17 protein-coding genes and 1 tRNA gene are annotated in these 15,718 nt (G+C 66.7%); 8 read left to right on the top strand and 10 right to left on the bottom strand.

Annotated elements, in window-relative coordinates; all coding sequences use genetic code 11:
* Nucleotides 1–16: 16 nt before the first annotated feature.
* The gene (locus AC1RHV_RS09430) at nucleotides 17–685 is read right to left on the bottom strand and encodes a FadR/GntR family transcriptional regulator (protein WP_492300535.1); all 669 of its coding nucleotides are present in this window, start codon (nucleotides 683–685) and stop codon (nucleotides 17–19) included.
* 188 nt (nucleotides 686–873) lie between these two features.
* On the opposite strand from AC1RHV_RS09430, the gene AC1RHV_RS09435 reads away from it, so the two are divergent.
* Together AC1RHV_RS09435 and AC1RHV_RS09440 are read left to right on the top strand one after the other, a co-directional pair.
* Nucleotides 874–1,743, top strand: coding sequence for a fumarylacetoacetate hydrolase family protein (locus AC1RHV_RS09435; RefSeq protein WP_054453133.1), 870 nt, complete (start codon nucleotides 874–876; stop codon nucleotides 1,741–1,743).
* A 59-nt stretch (nucleotides 1,744–1,802) separates the two neighbouring features.
* Complete coding sequence (locus AC1RHV_RS09440) at nucleotides 1,803–2,774, top strand: tripartite tricarboxylate transporter substrate binding protein (protein WP_492300537.1); 972 nt, start codon at nucleotides 1,803–1,805, stop codon at nucleotides 2,772–2,774.
* Nucleotides 2,775–2,805: 31 nt separating this feature from the next.
* Here the strand turns inward: AC1RHV_RS09440 and AC1RHV_RS09445 are convergent, their stop codons facing one another.
* Genes AC1RHV_RS09445 through AC1RHV_RS09465 form a run of 5 tightly spaced genes read right to left on the bottom strand, consistent with a single transcriptional unit; the run spans nucleotide 2,806 to nucleotide 7,792 of the window.
* Nucleotides 2,806–4,302 (bottom strand): class I adenylate-forming enzyme family protein, encoded by a 1,497-nt coding sequence (locus AC1RHV_RS09445; RefSeq protein WP_492300539.1) that lies wholly within the window; start codon nucleotides 4,300–4,302, stop codon nucleotides 2,806–2,808.
* A gap of 9 nt (nucleotides 4,303–4,311) precedes the next feature.
* Complete coding sequence (locus tag AC1RHV_RS09450) at nucleotides 4,312–5,046, bottom strand: CoA-transferase subunit beta (protein WP_054453138.1); 735 nt, start codon at nucleotides 5,044–5,046, stop codon at nucleotides 4,312–4,314.
* A complete protein-coding gene (locus AC1RHV_RS09455; protein ID WP_306652187.1) occupies nucleotides 5,039–5,872 on the bottom strand; it encodes a CoA transferase subunit A in 834 nt (277 codons plus the stop codon). Before AC1RHV_RS09455 ends, AC1RHV_RS09450 begins: the two co-directional genes overlap by 8 nt.
* A gap of 31 nt (nucleotides 5,873–5,903) precedes the next feature.
* A complete protein-coding gene (locus AC1RHV_RS09460) occupies nucleotides 5,904–6,626 on the bottom strand; it encodes an enoyl-CoA hydratase/isomerase family protein (RefSeq protein ID WP_054453143.1) in 723 nt (240 codons plus the stop codon).
* Entirely contained in the window at nucleotides 6,623–7,792 is a 1,170-nt protein-coding gene (locus AC1RHV_RS09465) for a CaiB/BaiF CoA transferase family protein (protein ID WP_175164074.1), read from the bottom strand. Before AC1RHV_RS09465 ends, AC1RHV_RS09460 begins: the two co-directional genes overlap by 4 nt.
* 285 nt (nucleotides 7,793–8,077) lie before the next feature.
* Here AC1RHV_RS09465 and AC1RHV_RS09470 point away from each other — a divergent pair, with 285 nt between their 5' ends.
* Both AC1RHV_RS09470 and AC1RHV_RS09475 read left to right on the top strand, forming a co-directional pair.
* On the top strand, nucleotides 8,078–9,046 hold the full coding sequence (locus AC1RHV_RS09470; RefSeq protein ID WP_054453146.1) for a tripartite tricarboxylate transporter substrate binding protein: 969 nt from the start codon (nucleotides 8,078–8,080) through the stop codon (nucleotides 9,044–9,046).
* Nucleotides 9,043–10,683: an FAD/NAD(P)-binding protein gene (locus AC1RHV_RS09475; RefSeq protein WP_492300542.1), complete on the top strand. Its 1,641-nt coding sequence runs from the start codon at nucleotides 9,043–9,045 to the stop codon at nucleotides 10,681–10,683. The genes AC1RHV_RS09470 and AC1RHV_RS09475 overlap by 4 nt, the downstream gene beginning before the upstream one ends.
* On the opposite strand, the gene AC1RHV_RS09480 is transcribed toward AC1RHV_RS09475, so the two are convergent.
* From AC1RHV_RS09480 to AC1RHV_RS09490, 3 genes are all read right to left on the bottom strand, one after another.
* Nucleotides 10,592–11,356, bottom strand: coding sequence for an IclR family transcriptional regulator (locus tag AC1RHV_RS09480; RefSeq protein ID WP_082400883.1), 765 nt, complete (start codon nucleotides 11,354–11,356; stop codon nucleotides 10,592–10,594). The two genes, AC1RHV_RS09475 and AC1RHV_RS09480, sit on opposite strands and share 92 nt — an antisense overlap.
* Nucleotides 11,357–11,417: 61 nt before the next feature.
* Nucleotides 11,418–12,044: a cysteine dioxygenase family protein gene (locus tag AC1RHV_RS09485; protein WP_192353394.1), complete on the bottom strand. Its 627-nt coding sequence runs from the start codon at nucleotides 12,042–12,044 to the stop codon at nucleotides 11,418–11,420.
* A gap of 238 nt (nucleotides 12,045–12,282) precedes the next feature.
* Complete coding sequence (locus AC1RHV_RS09490) at nucleotides 12,283–12,894, bottom strand: hypothetical protein (RefSeq protein WP_147400231.1); 612 nt, start codon at nucleotides 12,892–12,894, stop codon at nucleotides 12,283–12,285.
* Between the two features lie 186 nt (nucleotides 12,895–13,080).
* On the opposite strand from AC1RHV_RS09490, the gene AC1RHV_RS09495 reads away from it, so the two are divergent.
* From AC1RHV_RS09495 to AC1RHV_RS09505, 3 genes are all read left to right on the top strand, one after another.
* Nucleotides 13,081–13,683 (top strand): helix-turn-helix domain-containing protein, encoded by a 603-nt coding sequence (locus AC1RHV_RS09495; RefSeq protein ID WP_054453692.1) that lies wholly within the window; start codon nucleotides 13,081–13,083, stop codon nucleotides 13,681–13,683.
* Between the two features lie 122 nt (nucleotides 13,684–13,805).
* Nucleotides 13,806–14,033, top strand: a complete 228-nt coding sequence (locus tag AC1RHV_RS09500; protein ID WP_054453154.1) for a hypothetical protein — start codon at nucleotides 13,806–13,808, stop codon at nucleotides 14,031–14,033.
* Nucleotides 14,034–14,248: 215 nt separating this feature from the next.
* Complete coding sequence (locus tag AC1RHV_RS09505; RefSeq protein WP_054453156.1) at nucleotides 14,249–14,479, top strand: DUF3079 domain-containing protein; 231 nt, start codon at nucleotides 14,249–14,251, stop codon at nucleotides 14,477–14,479.
* Nucleotides 14,480–14,568: 89 nt separating this feature from the next.
* On the opposite strand, the gene AC1RHV_RS09510 is transcribed toward AC1RHV_RS09505, so the two are convergent.
* Nucleotides 14,569–14,645, bottom strand: a tRNA-Arg gene (locus AC1RHV_RS09510).
* Between the two features lie 336 nt (nucleotides 14,646–14,981).
* Between AC1RHV_RS09510 and AC1RHV_RS09515 the strand changes: the two genes are divergently transcribed.
* Nucleotides 14,982–15,671 carry a DUF3313 domain-containing protein gene (locus AC1RHV_RS09515; RefSeq protein ID WP_125473825.1) on the top strand — a complete coding sequence of 230 codons (690 nt, stop codon included), beginning with the start codon at nucleotides 14,982–14,984 and terminating at the stop codon, nucleotides 15,669–15,671.
* Nucleotides 15,672–15,718 lie beyond the last annotated feature (47 nt).

Consider the following 15,718-nt stretch of genomic DNA (forward strand, 5'->3'; position numbering starts at 1 on the left):
GCGGACGCTGCGACCCCTAGCCCAGCAGGTTGTCCCTTACGTGCAGCAGATGCCGCCGCACGGCCTCCATGGCCCGTTCGGCGTCCCGGTCATGCAGCGCATCGACGATCTCGCGATGCTCGACCTGATAGGCCTGGCGCCGCTCGGACGTCAGGCTCCTGCGCTTCAAGGCGCCCCAGGTCGCCTGCGAGCGCGCCGCCGTCATCAAGGCGAACACTTTTTCGATGAAGAGATTGTGCGTGGCCGTGGCCATCAATTCGTGCAATTTGGCGTCCCAGATCTCGAACGCTTCGAAGCTGTCGGCGGCCTCGGCCCGCGCGCAGGCGTCCTGCATGGCGGCGAAATCGGCCGGGCTGCCGTGCTGCACCACCAAGGCCGCAATCGCCGGTTCCAGCACCAAGCGCGCCGCCATCAGTTCGGCCGGGCTGGTGGACAGCACTTCGGTGCGCAGCAGCCCTTCGGCCTGCGCCAGGACCGAGGGCGGATTGGCGTAGGTGCCGCTACCCACGCGCTGCGAAATCAAGCCTTCGACCTTCAAGTCGGCCAGGGTGCGGCGCACCGTTGAACGGCTGATGCCGAATTGTTCGCTCAGGGCGCGTTCCGTGGGCAGGCGATGGCCGGCGGGCCAGGCGCCGGATTGCAGATTTTCAATGATGACCGCGCGCAAGGCGGAAGCTTTGTCCATGGACCGTCCCAGAATGGCTAGCGGCCAGATGATACCAAAACAGACCAATACTCGCCTAAAAAACTATTAATCCTGTTAGGAAAATTGGTTTATTTGGTATATCCTTCTCCGCAATTGGGCCTGACTATTCACTCAATTGGTACTTTTTGGTATTAAGCACGGGCGGCCGGACCGCCCAGGGAGCAAGCATGAAGATTGCAGTATTCCGGATCAACGGTGAACGCCGCATCGGCGTGGTTTCCGACGACGGCGGCAGCGTGACCGCCCTGGACTTCCCGCGCGAACTCGCAGCGGCCGGCGCGCTGACCGCCGTGGAGTGGCTGGCCGAAGGCCGCGCCCTGCCGGGCAAGATCGGCTCGTCCTACGGTTGGGACCAGGTGGAACATGAAGCGCCGCTGCCGGCGCAGCGGCGCAACCTGTTCTGCGTAGGCCGCAACTACCACGCCCACGCCAAGGAACTGCGCGACTCGGTCTTCAAGGACAACGACGCCAATCCCGAATCCTGGCCCATCGTGTTCACCAAGGTGCCGCAGACCGTGGTCGGCCCCTGGGCCGACGTGCAACTGCCCGTGGGCGTGTCCGACAAGATCGACTACGAAGCCGAACTGGCGGTGGTCATCGGCAAGGGCGGTCGCAACATTTCCCGCGCCGAGGCCATGAGCCACGTGATCGGCTACACGGTGGTCAACGACGTCACCGCGCGCGACGTGCAGATGCGCCACCAGCAATGGGATCTGGGCAAGTCCTTCGACACCTTCTGCCCCATGGGCCCCTGGCTGGTGACGGCCGATGAGCTGGACGGCCAGAAGACCCGCGTGCGCTGCTGGGTCAACGGCGAACTGCGCCAGGACGGCAATACCGAGGACCTGATCTTCGACATCCCCACGCTGATCGAAACCTGCTCGCGCGGCATCACGCTGTATCCGGGCGACGTCATCGCCACCGGCACGCCGGCCGGCGTGGGCCAGGGCCTGAACCCGCCTCGGTTCCTCAAGCACGGCGACGTGGTGCGCGTGGAAATCGACGGCATCGGACATATCGAAAACCGCTTCGTCTGAGTACAAGCCCCGGAATGAACAAGGGGCGGCTCGGCAGCAGGAAGCACAAGGAGTGAGACATGAATCTGCGTTGCTACCGGGCGGCCGCGGCCGCCTTGCTATGGCTGGGAGCCGCGAATGCGCTGGCTGCCGGCTACCCTGAACGCCCCGTGACCATGGTGGTGCCCTTCCCGCCCGGCGGCGTCGCCGACACGATCGCGCGGCCGCTGGCCCAGGCCATGGGCGACAAGCTGGGCCAGGCCGTGGTCATCGAAAACAAGGGCGGCGCGGGCGGAGCCATCGGCATCGGCCAGGCCGGGCGCGCCAAGCCCGACGGCTATACGCTGCTGATGAGCCTGTCGTCGATTTCCATCCTGCCCGCAGCCGACCGCCTGCTGGAACGCAAGCCGGCCTATCAGCTGGACCAGTTCGTGCCGATTGCGCGCATCACCGCCGATCCCACCGTGCTGGTGGTGCGCGCGGACGCGCCGTACAAGACGCTGCAGGAATTCGTCGACGCGGCGAAGAAGCAGTCCGGCAAGTTCAGCTACGGCTCTTCCGGCATCTACGGCACCATGCACGTGCCGATGGAAATGCTGCAGAGCGCGGCCGGCATCAAGATGATGCATGTGCCCTTCACCGGCGCCGGCCCCGCAGTGCAGGCGCTGGTAGGCGGCCAGGTCGATGCCCTGGCCACCGGGCCGTCCAGCGTCATGCAGCTGATCCAGGCGGGGCGCGTCAAGGCGCTGGCGCATTGGGGCGACGGCAAGCTCGACAGCCTGCCGGACGTACCGTCCTTCAAATCGCAGGGCTACGACATCAGCTTCGTGCAGTGGTCAGGCGTATTCGCCCTGGCCGGCACGCCGCCGGCCGTCATCGACAAGCTGCGCCAAGCCGTCAAGGACGTCGCCAGCAATCCCGAAGTCCAGGCGCGCATCGCCGGCACTGGGAGCCCCGTGCAGTACCTGGACGCGCCCGCGTTCGACGCATACTGGAAGCAGGACACGACCTCGCTGGAGACAGCGGTCAACCGGATCGGCAAGGTCGAATAGCGTAACGGGACGCCCGAGGCGTCCCTACGCTTCATGAACGCAGGCTGGCGGGCGCGAGCTGCCGCGCCAGCGCCTTGCGGTCGACCTTGCCCACCGCGTTCTCGGGCAGGCGCTCGATCCACAACACCTCGCGCGGCACGTAGATGCGGCCCAGGCGCGCCAGCACCTCGGCCTGTATGCCGGGCGCATCCGGCGCGGCCTCGCCCGCGCGCTGCACGAAGATCACGGGCACTTCGCCCAGGTCCTCGTCGGGCGCGCCCACCACGCAGCAGGCGGCCACGCCCGGCAGACCCGTCACTACCCCCTCGATCAGCGCCGGCGATATGTTCTCGCCGCCGCGGATGATCACGTCCTTGATGCGGCCGGTGATGCTCAGGTAGCCCTGCTCGTCGAAACGCCCCAAGTCTCCAGTGCGCAACAGCTGCGACGCGCCCGCGTCGGCGCTGTCCACGCCCACATAGCCCAGCATCAGGCTGTCGCCCGCGATGCAGATCTCGCCTTCGCCGCCCGGCGCGGCCTCGCTGCCATCCGGCAGGCGCAAGGTCACGCTCTGGCCGGCCAGCACCGTGCCCACCGACCCCACGCGGCGCGCGGCGGGCGGGTTCATGGTCGAGGTGCAGGTGGCCTCCGAGAGGCCGTAGGACACCACCAGCGGGCAGCCCAGGAAGGCTTCGATGCGCCGGTGCAGCGCTTCGGTGATGGGCGCCGAACCGCAGCGCGCGAAGCGCAACGCGGCCAGGCTTGCGGGGTCGAACTCCAGTTCCAGCATGCGCGCATACATGGTGGGCACGCCGGTGATGAGGGTGGGCCGGAACGCGCGCAGCAAGCCCGGCATGTCTTCGGCCCGGAAGCGCCCCGCCAGCGCCACGCTGGCGCCCGCCAGCAACGGCGCGAAGATCTGGTTGTTGAGCGCGTTGGTGTGATGCAGCGGCATCACGTGCAGGAGCCGGTCTGCCGGCGTCAAGCCGGTGTGCGCCAGCACCCCGCGCGCGTTGTTCGCCAGCCCGCGGTGGCTCAACAGCACGCCCTTGGGATTGCCGGTGCTGCCGGAAGTGAAAAGCAGCAGGCCCGCGTCGCCGGGCTCGGCCTCGCCGCTGCCCGTCCAATCCAGCGGGCCTTGCGCCACGGCGGCGGCGTCCAGCAGGTGTTGCGGCGCCAGGCCGCTGGCCCGGGCCGTGGCCGCGTTGGCCGCGTCGTGCAGCATCCAGCCCAGACCCACCGCCGCCACGCGCCTGGCGGTCTCGGCGTCCGACAGGCGCGGCTCCAGGGGACACGGGCAGGCGCCCGCCGCCATCACGCCCAGGATCGCCAGCACCTGCGCCTGCGACCGCTCCATCGCGATCGCCACCTGGCTGCCGCGCGCCACGCCGGCGGCGCGCAAGCCGCCCGCGATGCGCCCGACCTCGCGCTGCAAGCCCGCATACGTCAAGGCGCCGTCCGCGGTCACGATGGCTGGCCGCCCGGCCCATTGCGGCTGGCTCCACAGGCGCGCGAACGCGGCCACCAGCGTGGCATCGGCGATCGTCATGGCAGTCTCCTAGCGCAGCGCGACGGCCGCGTCGCGTTCGAACTGCCCGTCGGGATCCAGCTCGCGCAAGGCGCGCGCCTCGGCTGCGCTGGGCAGCGCGGACGGCTCGGCGCCCGTCGCATCGAATTCGAACCCCGTGCGCTCGCGCACTTCAGACAGGCTGGATTCCGGGTGCCAGGACTGCAAGGCCAGCCGGCCGTCGCGCTTGACAAACACGGCGATCGGCGTGACCACGCCGTGGAAGCCGCCCCAGGAAGTCATGAAGTCCAGCTTCGGCACGAAGGTGCGCCGCGAGTGCTCGGTGCGCCAGGTGCAGGCGCGCCTGGCCGTGGGCAGCATCACCGCGCCGCCACCGCCGCCCGGCAGGCGCACCTTGGGCTCATGCCAGTCGCCGATGCAGGAGTTGTTGGCGCAGCCCGCGCCGTCGATCTGCGCCGCGCCCAGAAAGGTCAGATCCATACGGCCGCGCGTGCACAGGTCGTAGAAGTCTTCGTTGGAGAAGATCGACGCGGTGTGCTCGGCCAGTACCGGGTCGGAACTGGAGATCGGCACATGCGAGGGCCGCGGGTTCACGCCGCCGGCCACGTTGATGTAGACGAAGTCCCAATCGTAGGCGCGCTTGGCCAGCAGGCAGGCCAGCATGGGCATGGTGGAATTCACGCCGCTGAAGGTGATCTCGTCCGGCCGGATGAAACGCGCCAGATTGGTGACGATGTAGGAAAAACCCGACCATTGCTCAGCCATGCTGCACCTCCCGCGCTTCGGGCGCCGCAGCCATGTGCGCCTGCAGATCGCTGTGTTTGTCCATGTATGCCTCCACTGCCGGATAGTCGATGGCGTAGTCAGGCCAGCAGGATCCCGGCCATGCGCCCTGCGGCGCCACGGCATAGGCCTGCACCATGAAGAACGGCACCAGCGTGGATTCCGGATTGGCCTCGAACACCGCGCTGCCGACCACCTTCTCGGCCACCACCAGCACGCTGCCCGCGGCGCGCGACATGATGCGATCCCAATGCGCCGTGCCATGCACCCGCACATTGCCCAGCGCGTCCACCTCGGACGCATGGATCACGGCGAAGTCCGGCCGGATCGCCGGCACCACCCAGGTCTTCTGACCGCTGCCGTAGGGATCGTCCAGGCATTTCCAGCCATTGAGTTCGGGCAGGCCGCTGCCATGCAGGCCGCCGCAAGGCTGGAACGGCACGCCGAAGGCCGCCGCACGCAGGCCGGCCGTTAGGCTGGCGCACGCGTGTTCCTCAAGTTCGATTTCGCGCCGCTCCACCGCCTTGCGGTACCAGGGCGCCAGGCCAAAGTTCCCTTCCATGGCGACGATGCCGGCGCGCACGCGGCGCAGCGCGCCCGCGCGGCACAGGATGTCCACGTCGTAGCCTGGCGACTGCTTGACCAGTTCCAGGTCGCGCCGGCCCTGCCGGATCAGTTCGCGCACGAAGGCGAACGGTCCGCGGTGCAGGAAGCTGCCGCCCAAGGCGATCGACGCGCCGTTGGGCACCAACGCCGCCAGCTCCGCCAGCGTGCACTGCTTGTTCTTCTGATTGAAACCCGATGCCATGATGTCTCCTTCCCTGCGTGTTCTTCTTAGGTCAACGCGCCTGCAGATAAGCCGCCACCCGCTCCTTCAATCCCGGCAGGGCGGCTGAGCGCACCAGGCGGGCGAGATCGGTATCCGGCGTTTCAGAGGACAGCGCCGCATACAGCTGGACACGGCTGGCGCAGCTCAGCGCTGACGCCGCGTCCAGCGCCTCGCGTTCGACGGCATGCCAATCCTGAGCGTCGGAAAGTCGGCTGGCGAAGCCGTCGCGCAAGGCTTCTTCCGCGCTGAACGTGGCCGCCTGCTCCAGCACCGCGCGCGCCCGCTCGGCGCCGACCAGGGCCGCGTAACGGCGCGTGCCCAGCACCAGGCCGAACTTCAGCCCAGGCATGCGGAACGTGGCGTCGGGCGCGCTGACGCGCCACTTGCAAGCGCCGAACAAGTCCACGCCCGCGCCGAAGTTGCGGCCATGCGCCAACCCCAGCGTCAGGCACGGCGAAGCCGCCAGCCGCTGCAGCAGCATCTCGATGCGCACGAAGCGCAGCAGCAGGTCGCCTTCGCTCTGTTCCTGCCAACCTCCGAAGTCGAAGCCCGCGCTGAAATTCCTGCCCTCGCCCTTCAAGACGATGAGCTGGGCGCCGCCTGCCTCGGCCTCGTCCAATGCGGCGATCAGCGCCTCCACCAGCGGCGCCGAGAGCGCATTCATCTTGTCGGGCCGCGCCAGCGTCAACACATGCGCCGCGCCCTGTTTGTCGATGCGCAGGACCTCGCTCATGCCGCCGTCTCCTTTCTGGCGGCGCGCAGCGCGCCCAGCACTTCATCATTGTGTTCGCCCAAGGCCGGCGGCCGGCGGCGCAAGGCCGTGGTCTGGCCGTCAAAGCGCACCGGCAGGCCGAAGGTGCGCGTGCGCACGCCGTTGGGCAGGTCCACGGGCTGCACCCAACCCATGTGCTCGACCTGCGGATCCGCCAGCACCTCGGAATAGGTGTTGATGGGCGCACAAGGCACGCCCGCCGCACGGAAACGCGCCAGCCAGGTCTGCGCGTCCTCGGCTTCGAAGATCGCCTCGAGGATCTCGCGCAACGCCGTCTGGTTGCGCGCACGGGCGCTGGTGTCCGTAAAGCGCGGATCGGCCAGCAGGTCCTCGCGGCCTACCGTTGCGCAGACGCCCTTCCACAAGGCCTGGTTGCCCGCCGCCATGCCGAAGTAGCCGCCCTTGCAGCGGAATGCCTGATACGGCGCGTTGCGCGGATGGGCCGACCCCAGCTTGACCGGATCCTTGCCGCTGCCGAAGAACTCCGAGGTCTGCAAGGCCGCGATGCCCAAGGTGGCGCCCAGCATGGGCACGTCGATATGCGTGCCCTGCCCGCTGGCCTGGGCCGCGCGCAAGGCAGACGCGATGGCGAAGGCGCCGTACAGGCCGGCCGAAAAGTCCGCCACGGGCACGCCGCACTTCACGGGTTCGCCGCCCGCTTCGCCGGTCACGCTCATGATGCCGCTCATGGCCTGGATGGTCAGGTCGAAGCCGCCTTCCTGCGAACGGGGCCCCGACTGGCCGTAGGCCGAGATCGAGCAATAGACCAGTTTGGGATTGGCCTCGCGCAGCTGCGCATAGCCCAGGCCCAGGCGGTCCATCACGCCCGGCCGGTTGTTCTCGATCAGCACGTCGGCGGCCAGCGCCAGATCGCGCGCCAAGGCCAGGTCGCCGGGATCCTTCAGGTTCAAGGTCACCGAACGCTTGTTGCGATTGAGGGACGCGAAGTTTTCGCTGTAGCCGTCGGAAATGGGCGGCCAGCTGCGCAGCGTGTCGCCGCCTTCGGGGTTTTCGATCTTGATCACGTCGGCGCCCATGTCCGCCAACAACATGCCGCAAAAAGGCCCCGCCGCGACATTGCAAATCTCCAGCACCGTGATGCCGGCCAGCGCCGAACTGGGTGTCATGTCTGACCTCTCGTTATGAAAATTCAATATTTGGGACAAAGAAAACATTATAAGAGCTGACCTTCAAGACTGGCATCATCCAGCCCATCTCTGGCGCATGCTTGTGTATTTTGGCGTCAATCCTAGTGCATTCCCTAGGTGATGTGCTTAATTGTTGACCAGCATAGCACCGTGTGGAATTCTAAGTAAATCATTTATTGATACTTGAATCCTATATTTTAGGATTTTAAAAAAAGGGCCGAGACGCTGCATAGGACGGCCCGCACCGACACCAAGGAGACTTCCATGAAAAAAATGTGGCGCATTGCCCTGACGGGCATGGTGCTGGCTTTGGCAGGCGGCGCGGCCGCGGCCGACAACTGGCCGACGAAACCCGTGCGCATGGTGGTCCCTTTCCCGCCCGGCGGCGCGACGGACGCGGCCGCGCGCATCTATGCGCAGCACCTGGGCGACTACCTGGGACAGAGCGTGGTGGTGGAAAACAAGGCGGGCGCGGGCGGAGAGATCGGCGCCGAGTACGTGGCCAAATCGCCCGCCGACGGCTACACCCTGCTGATGGGCGCCGTGGGCAGCCACGCAATCCATGCCGCCATGCCCGACAAGCCCGGCTACGACTTCGGCACCGCCTTCGTCGGCGTGTCGATGGCCACCAGCATGCCCATGGCCGTGGCGGTGAACAGCAGCAAGATTTCCGCGAAGAACGTGCAGGAGCTGATCGCCCTGGCCAAGAGCAAGCCCGGCACCATCACCTTTGGTTCGGCCGGCCCCGGCACGTCACAGCACATGGCAGGCGAACTCTTCCAGGTCGTCACCGGCACCCGGCTCATGCACGTGCCGTATCGCGGCAGCGGCCCCGCCATCACCGACCTGCTGGGCGGGCAGATCGACATGGTGATCGAAACGCTGCCGGCGCTGCTGCCCCAGGTCGCGACCGGCAAGATCCGCCTGCTGGGCGTCACCACCGCCACGCGCGCCACGGCGCTGCCGGACCTGCCCACGCTCGCCGAGCAGGGCGTAAAGGACTACTCGGTCGCGACCACCTACGCGCTGCTTGCTCCCGCGGGCACGCCGCCCGCCGTAGTGGAGAAGCTCTCGGCCGGCATGCAGAAGGCGGCGGCCATGGCTTCCGTGCAGCAGGCCGCACAGAAGCTGGGCGCCGACGCCGTGGCCACCACGCCCGCCGATACCAGCCGCGTGCTCAAGCAGGAAGTCGCCCGCTGGGCCGACGTGGTCCGCTTGTCGGCGGCCAAATGACGGCGCCCGACACGACACCGCAAGCGGCGGACCTGGCCATCGTCGGCGGCGGCTCGGTGGCCGTCAGCTTCCTCTATCAATTCCTGCTCTCGCTGGAACCTGCCGCTGGACGAGCGCTGACGATCGCGCTGTTCGAGCCGCAGGCCGAACCGGGCGCGGGCGAGGCCTACCAGGAGGATCTGCCCAGCAACCTGCTCAACATCCCCGCCGGCAACATGTCGGCGCGGGCCGATCACAGGATGGATTTCGTGGACTGGCTGCGCGCCCAGGATCCCGCCTGGCTGCGCGCGCAGGGCGCGGACTCGATAGCGCCGGCGGACTTCCTGCCGCGCCCGCTGTTCGGCGCCTACATGCGCGCAGTCTACGGACGGGCTTGCGGGCTAGCCCGCGCGCTGGGCATCACGCTCACGCACGTGCGCGGCCGGGTCCGCCGCGTGGCGCCGCTGCCTGGCGGAGGCGTGGGGGTCGAAGCGGAACCGGGTTCGCCCTTCCTGGCGCGTTACGCCGTGCTGTGCAACGGCAACCTGCCTTCGCAGGCGTTTCCGGAATTACGCGATGCGCCCGGCTACTTCAACAGCCCCTACCCGGTCCAGGCGCTGACCCGCGGCATCGCCGCCGACGCGCCGGTCTGCATCATCGGCACCAGCCTGAGCGCCGTGGACGCCATCGCCGCCTTGCAACAGACGGCCCATCGCGGCCCCATCCTGTGCGTATCGCGCAATGGCCGCCTGCCTTCCGTGCGCAGCCCCAACAACCGCGCGCCAGACACGCTGCAACAACTGAGCCCGAAGGGCGTTCCGCGCCTGGCCGCCAGGCATGGAGGCGCACTGTCGCTGGACATCATCGTCACCGCGCTCCAGGAAGAAGTCCTGGCGCTGGGCGGCAGCCTGGAAACCGCGGACGTGTTCGGCATGGAGGGCGAGGCCCACGTCGCACTGGACGAGGAGATACGTCGGTCCGGCCAGGCCCCGCGCCCGTGGCAGGCGGTGGCGGCCGCCACCAATGCCGCCGTCGACCTGATCTGGCATCTCCTGCCGCAAGCCGAGCGCAGCCGCTTCCAGTCGCAATGGCGTTCGCTGTGGATGGCGCGGCGCGCCACCTTTCCGATGCGCAACGCATTGAAGCTGCAAGCCTTGTTCCAGAACGGCCAGCTGCAGGTCTGTGGCGGTTATCTGGACAGCCGCCACGATAGCGTCAGCGGCCTGTTCCACACGCGCTTGCGCGACGCGACGGGCGCCGTCTGCACTCATGCCAGCCGCTATCTGATCAATGCCACCAGCTTCTCGGTGGACACGCCGCGCACGCAGGACCCGCTGGTGTCCGCGCTATTGCGCGAGGGCCATGCGCAGCCCGATCCCCATGGCGGCCTGGCGCTGGACTATGCCACGGGATGCCTCAAGAACGCCGCAGGCGGGATCGAGCCGGATATCTCGGTGCTGGGTAGCCTCGCGGGCGGCACGTACTTCTGGACTACGTCCATGGATGTCAATGCGCGGCTGGCCCGCGATCAGGCGCAGCGCATCAGCGCGGCGCTGGCGCGGCCCGCTACTGGTCCAGATAGCCCCGGCGATAGCCCATCCCCTGCGAGATGGACTGGGCACAGGCAGCCACGTCCGGCGCCAGCTGCTTCATCCTAGCGGCGCTCAGGCGGTCCAGCGGACCGGAGATGCCGATGGCGGCCACGGGCTGGTCCAGGCTGTTGAACAAGGTCACGGCCAGCCCGCCCACGCCTTCGCGCCATTCGCCGCGATTGACCGCATAGCCGGTGCGGGCGATCTTGCGCAGTTCGTCCTTCAAGAGCGGCATGGACACGATGGTCGACGGCGTATGACGCACGAGCTTGTCGGCGTAGCGCTCGACATAGCCTTCCGGCTGGTAGGCCAACAACGCCTTGCCCGTGGCGACGGCATAGGCGGGCGCGCGTCCGCCCACCATCGAATAGGCGCGTATCGGCTGGGGGCTGTCGATCTTGTCGACGTAGACCACGTCGAAACCGTCGAGCACGGAAAGGTGCACGGTTTCGCCGGTCTGGTCGGCCAGCGTACGCATGTAGGGCGCGGCCAGCTTGCGCACGTCCAGTTGGGCAAGCTGACGCGCCGCCAGCTCGAACAGCCGGACCGCGCCGCGATAGCCGCCGCCGTCATCGTCCTTGGTCACATAGCCCGCATGTATCAGCGTCTGCAAGGTGCGGTGCGTGTTGCTGCGAGTCAGTCCGACCCGGGCGGCCAGCGCATCGATGGTGCGCGGCGGATTGTCCACGTCGGTCACCGCCTCCAGCACCATCAGACCTTTGAGCAGCGTCTTGTCCATTTTTTGTTTTCCTAATATTTAGGACAAGAAAATAGCATGGGACGCCGCGCGCGAACAGACCCTAGCGTGCGCCCCCGGCAATGGCGGCCCGCACGGCTTCCGAGCGGTCCCACAGGTTCGGCAAGCTGGCCGACGAATACCCCGACACGAAAGGCTTGGTCTGCCCGGTCGCGGGGTCATACACATGGCGCGACACGGCGCCGATGTTGCCGCCGTAGAGATGCACGCTGATCGATACGCGGTCCGCGTGGGCATTGGAGACCCGGTGGATGTCGCCTTCGGCGGGCGACAGGCGTTCTATGTCGCCCGGCTGCAAAGTGGTCGCGGCGCCCGCGGGCGCGACGCTGCCGTCCTTGCCGCGGACATAGCGTTGATTGACCTCGGCCCCGCGCAGCATGCCCACATAGCCCCAGACCTCGTGATCATGCACCGGCGTGAACTGGCCCGGCCCCCACACGAAACTCACCAGCGAAAAGCGCTCCAGGGGATCGCAGTGCAGCAGATACTGCTGGTAGTACTGCGGATGGGGCGCGGTACAGGCCTCGGGCAGCCAATCGTCATGGCGCACCAGGTCGGCGAATGCGGCCTGCAACTCCGGCGTCTGCGCCAGGCCTGTGGGCGTGGCCAGCCGGGTCGCCGCGGCGATGAAGCGGCGCAGCCTGTCCAGGCCGCCTTGAGATTCGGGCATTGCGTCTCTCCATGAATTCTGGAAATCCCAGATTGAAAAAATAGTATCCACGATTCAGGACAGACGCGCATGCTTGCCCCTGCCGCTACCCAGGTAATCGCGCTTGGCTCTTCTTGACAGGCCACGGGCCGCGCGAGCAGCGTATCGGACTGGCGGCAAGATTGAAAATGAAAAGCACGCATCTCGATATTCCTCCAGCGCCGCCACGGCGCGCGTGCAGGCAGCGAGGGCTTCGGCGTCACCACTTGCAGCCCCGATCCGTAACGGTATCCGCCAACAGAAGCGGCAAGGCCAGCAAGCCCATGTCCGCATGGGCGTTCTTGCATGGCGGCCGCGCGCTCTTGGCGATGCCGCGCGCGATCTCGGATTGTTCGACCGGCGCTTTGGGTCCGAGTCGCACGACGGGCTCGCCACGTGCGCGCGGCATGCCCGCCGCTTGCGCATCTTCGGGGCGCCAACCGAAATCGCGCGAAAGATCCGCAGCGCCCGACGGTGGCACGGGTGTCCTGTCCAGCCTCGGCGCGGATGGCGCGGGTGTCCTGCGCGCGCCGGATCGTTGCCCTGCAGCCACGGCCGGCGACGGCGTGTCGACGCGGGCAGGCTGAGCAGGCGCCGATCCGGACGCAGGCTCGTCCTTCGCCGGCTGTTCCTGTGGCAGGGGCGGCGACCGGGCGGGCAACAGATCCACGTAGAACGGCAATTCCGGCGCGCGCGCTGCGGGCTCTATCCGGTCGCGCCACCACAGCCCCGCCACCATCGCATGCAGCGCGCACGACGCCAGCACGGCCCACCACGCCGCCCTGCTCGCGCGCGGTCGCGCATCCACGATTCCAGCCGCGGCCAGAGACATCGGCAACACTCGGACAGTACGCCCAAAACCCCGGGCAACGCGGCGATGATAGCCTCGCGCGGCGTGAAGATTTGTGAAGATGTTGAGGGCTGATGTGGCGCACAATCATCCGCTCAAGTCAGGCGAGGGGAAACCCCAAATCCCACCACCCGCACCCCGGGATACAGTGGCGGGATAGGTTTGGCCGTGGAGATTATCATTCCGTTTTCCTGGAGACTTCCCGACGTATTCGTGCGCTCGCCAGACGGTGTCTTGCACCGCGTGGTGCGCCACGCCACGACCGCGGAAACCATCGCCCAACTCGAGAGCATGCCCAGCAACTATCACCTGGACTGCGAGTGCATGCTCGACAACGGTGAAGCCCTGCATTGGATCGGCGACAACCAGTATCGCCAATTGAACGGCGGCGCCATTTTCACCGCCGAAATCGCTACCACCACGCCTCGCGGCGATTCCCGCAAGAGCGCTGCCGCCAAGAGCAGCCTGCGCGACGCCCGCAGAAAATCCGCCCCGCGCAAAACACCCGCGCAGGGGCAGAGTCATTTACCATTAGCTGTCGTCAATCTAAAAACCGGCAACGACTGGAGCCTGATACGCGCCTGGCGTGAGCATCTCAAAATCAGCACCGCTGATATGGCTGCACGACTGGGGGTGGACCACTCCATCTATATCGAACTGGAACGGCCGCGCCCGCGGCCCAGGCAGGTTATCCTGGACCGCGTATCCGAAGCCCTGGGCGTCACTCCCGACCAGCTCGACGATTCATTGTTTGGAGGGCACCTTCATTAGCGCCTGATGCGGGAACATCAAGCTTCCCGCCCTGGCATACTGAAGTGCCTGAACGACTTTGGCGCCGTATATCCAATGGCCCGCGCATGGAGGTATCGCATATGCTCGGCACCGCAAGACGATTGACCGACGTCCTCGCCACCGCGCCGGACGGCACGCTCTACCGCATTGAACGATTCGTCTCAGACCCCGACGCGTATTCCGCGCTGGGCACCTCGCGCTTCGATCCGAAGACGCATTGCGTATGCCGCACCAGCACGGGCGAAAAAGTCGCGTGGCTGGGCGGACAGACCTACCAGCTGCTCAAGAGCGGCACATCCTTGACGGCGGTGGACCGACGACGCCATTAGGCGCATGAGACCGGCGCCGCGCCTCACCGGGCGGCGCTTTCTCCACCCCAATTCCCCAGAACCGCGGCCCGACGCGCAATACTGCGCGCATCGGGCTGCAGGCTCTGCGCTTGAGCCAGATCAAGGAATTTCGGGCGCGCCCGGCAGTACGCTGGACATATATCCGGAAAGATCGGCGCCGCCATCGCGGCGCCCTCCGTCAACAGGCATTTCGCATGGCCAAGAAGTTTCCCTTGCACCCGAAGCACCCCGAACGCATATGCTGGGGCTGCGACCGCTATTGCGCCACCGACTCGATGGCCTGCGGCAACGGGTCCGGCCGCACCATGCATCCCGCAGAGACCCTGGGAGACGATTGGTACACGGTTGGAGACTGGGGATTCGACGACGAAGATGACAAGGCCCGAGACCAGGTCCGGGCCGCGGAACCAGCCTCCACGCACTGAAGCGCAATCCGCGCCGCAAAACAAAAAGGCCTTCGATCGAAGATCAAAGGCCTTTCCGTTTTCTTTCCATTTCATCCAAGCAAGAAGCTTGGCGCGCCCGGCAGGATTCGAACCTACGACCCCCTGGTTCGTAGCCAGGTACTCTATCCAGCTGAGCTACGGGCGCTCCGAAAGAGGCGTGTTTATACCATGAAAAATTAAGGGTGCGCAAATCGGACAGGCCGAAGCCTGTGTCCGCGCCGCGTCCGAATCACGTGCCCGCGATTCGTGGCCCGCCTCGGCCGCGCGATTCCTTCCACAAAACGCGCACAAAGGGAATAGTTCAGAAAGCCCGGTTCACTCGTCCGCGTTGCGAAATTTCACGCTTGGAAAAATAATTGGTTTCCTGTGCATGTAGGACAAAAAATGCGCCCACGAGCGGAGAAGCAGCTTTTGCACAGGACCTCTCGCCGACGCCTGCAGTCGGGGCTCTCCTGCCCCCCATCTGTCAGAAGGAACTTGCATGGACACCAAGAATTCCTCGGGCGCGTTCGTTCTGGGCCTCGCTGCCGCGATCCTGGCCACAGGCTGTTCCACCGCTCCAAAAACAACGGAGTCCGGCTTCCTGTCGGATTACTCGCTTCTGCACCAGATGCCCGCCCCCGACGGCGGAACCCGCCTGGTCTACCTGAATCCTGATTTCAACGCGTCTCGCTATACCGCGGTGTGGCTTGATCCGATCGAGTACTACCCGGAGCCTCAGCCATCCGCGGACGTTTCCATGGAAACCCTCACGGAGATACGCGTGGCGGTCAACGAGACGCTGCGGCGCAAGGTCGGCGAACAGGTGAGGCTGGTCGATCGCGCCGGGCCCGGCGTCGCCCGTATCCGCATCGCCATCACCGCGGTGGGAACCTCGGAGCAGGCGCTGCGAGCCTATCAATACATTCCCGTCGCGTTGGTAATGACCGAGGCCCGCGCCGCCATGGAAGGAGGCATGGCGCGCAACGCCAGCGTCGCCATCGAGTCGCGGGTCACGGACAGCATGTCGGATGAATTGCTGTATGCATCCGTGCGGGGTGGCACGGGCGAAAAGGTCGCCAACGCCACCCAGGGCGCGGGCGGCGTCCGCCTGTCCAAACTGCAGCCGCTGATCGATGAATGGACCTCGGGCGCAGCCCGGGAAATCGGCAAGTACGTACGACAACGCTAGAGCAAGGCATCTCGCGGCACAGCTTGGTCTGTGCCGCGGCACTTCGT

This window comes from Achromobacter sp. GW823-FHT04E03 (genome assembly GCF_058796095.1).

Bases quoted from the DNA above. Each gene is read 5' to 3' on its own strand.
- AC1RHV_RS09465 (WP_175164074.1), bottom strand. From the start codon at position 7,792: ATGACACCCAGTTCGGCGCTGGCCGGCATCACGGTGCTGGAGATTTGC.
- AC1RHV_RS09450 (WP_054453138.1), bottom strand. From the start codon at position 5,046: ATGGCTGAGCAATGGTCGGGTTTTTCCTACATCGTCACCAATCTGGCG.
- AC1RHV_RS09435 (WP_054453133.1), top strand. From the start codon at position 874: ATGAAGATTGCAGTATTCCGGATCAACGGTGAACGCCGCATCGGCGTG.
- AC1RHV_RS09445 (WP_492300539.1), bottom strand. From the start codon at position 4,302: ATGACGATCGCCGATGCCACGCTGGTGGCCGCGTTCGCGCGCCTGTGG.
- AC1RHV_RS09480 (WP_082400883.1), bottom strand. From the start codon at position 11,356: ATGGACAAGACGCTGCTCAAAGGTCTGATGGTGCTGGAGGCGGTGACC.
- AC1RHV_RS09455 (WP_306652187.1), bottom strand. From the start codon at position 5,872: ATGGCATCGGGTTTCAATCAGAAGAACAAGCAGTGCACGCTGGCGGAG.
- AC1RHV_RS09485 (WP_192353394.1), bottom strand. From the start codon at position 12,044: ATGCCCGAATCTCAAGGCGGCCTGGACAGGCTGCGCCGCTTCATCGCC.
- AC1RHV_RS09475 (WP_492300542.1), top strand. From the start codon at position 9,043: ATGACGGCGCCCGACACGACACCGCAAGCGGCGGACCTGGCCATCGTC.
- AC1RHV_RS09440 (WP_492300537.1), top strand. From the start codon at position 1,803: ATGAATCTGCGTTGCTACCGGGCGGCCGCGGCCGCCTTGCTATGGCTG.
- AC1RHV_RS09430 (WP_492300535.1), bottom strand. From the start codon at position 685: ATGGACAAAGCTTCCGCCTTGCGCGCGGTCATCATTGAAAATCTGCAA.
- AC1RHV_RS09515 (WP_125473825.1), top strand. From the start codon at position 14,982: ATGGACACCAAGAATTCCTCGGGCGCGTTCGTTCTGGGCCTCGCTGCC.
- AC1RHV_RS09470 (WP_054453146.1), top strand. From the start codon at position 8,078: ATGAAAAAAATGTGGCGCATTGCCCTGACGGGCATGGTGCTGGCTTTG.
- AC1RHV_RS09505 (WP_054453156.1), top strand. From the start codon at position 14,249: ATGGCCAAGAAGTTTCCCTTGCACCCGAAGCACCCCGAACGCATATGC.
- AC1RHV_RS09490 (WP_147400231.1), bottom strand. From the start codon at position 12,894: ATGTCTCTGGCCGCGGCTGGAATCGTGGATGCGCGACCGCGCGCGAGC.
- AC1RHV_RS09460 (WP_054453143.1), bottom strand. From the start codon at position 6,626: ATGAGCGAGGTCCTGCGCATCGACAAACAGGGCGCGGCGCATGTGTTG.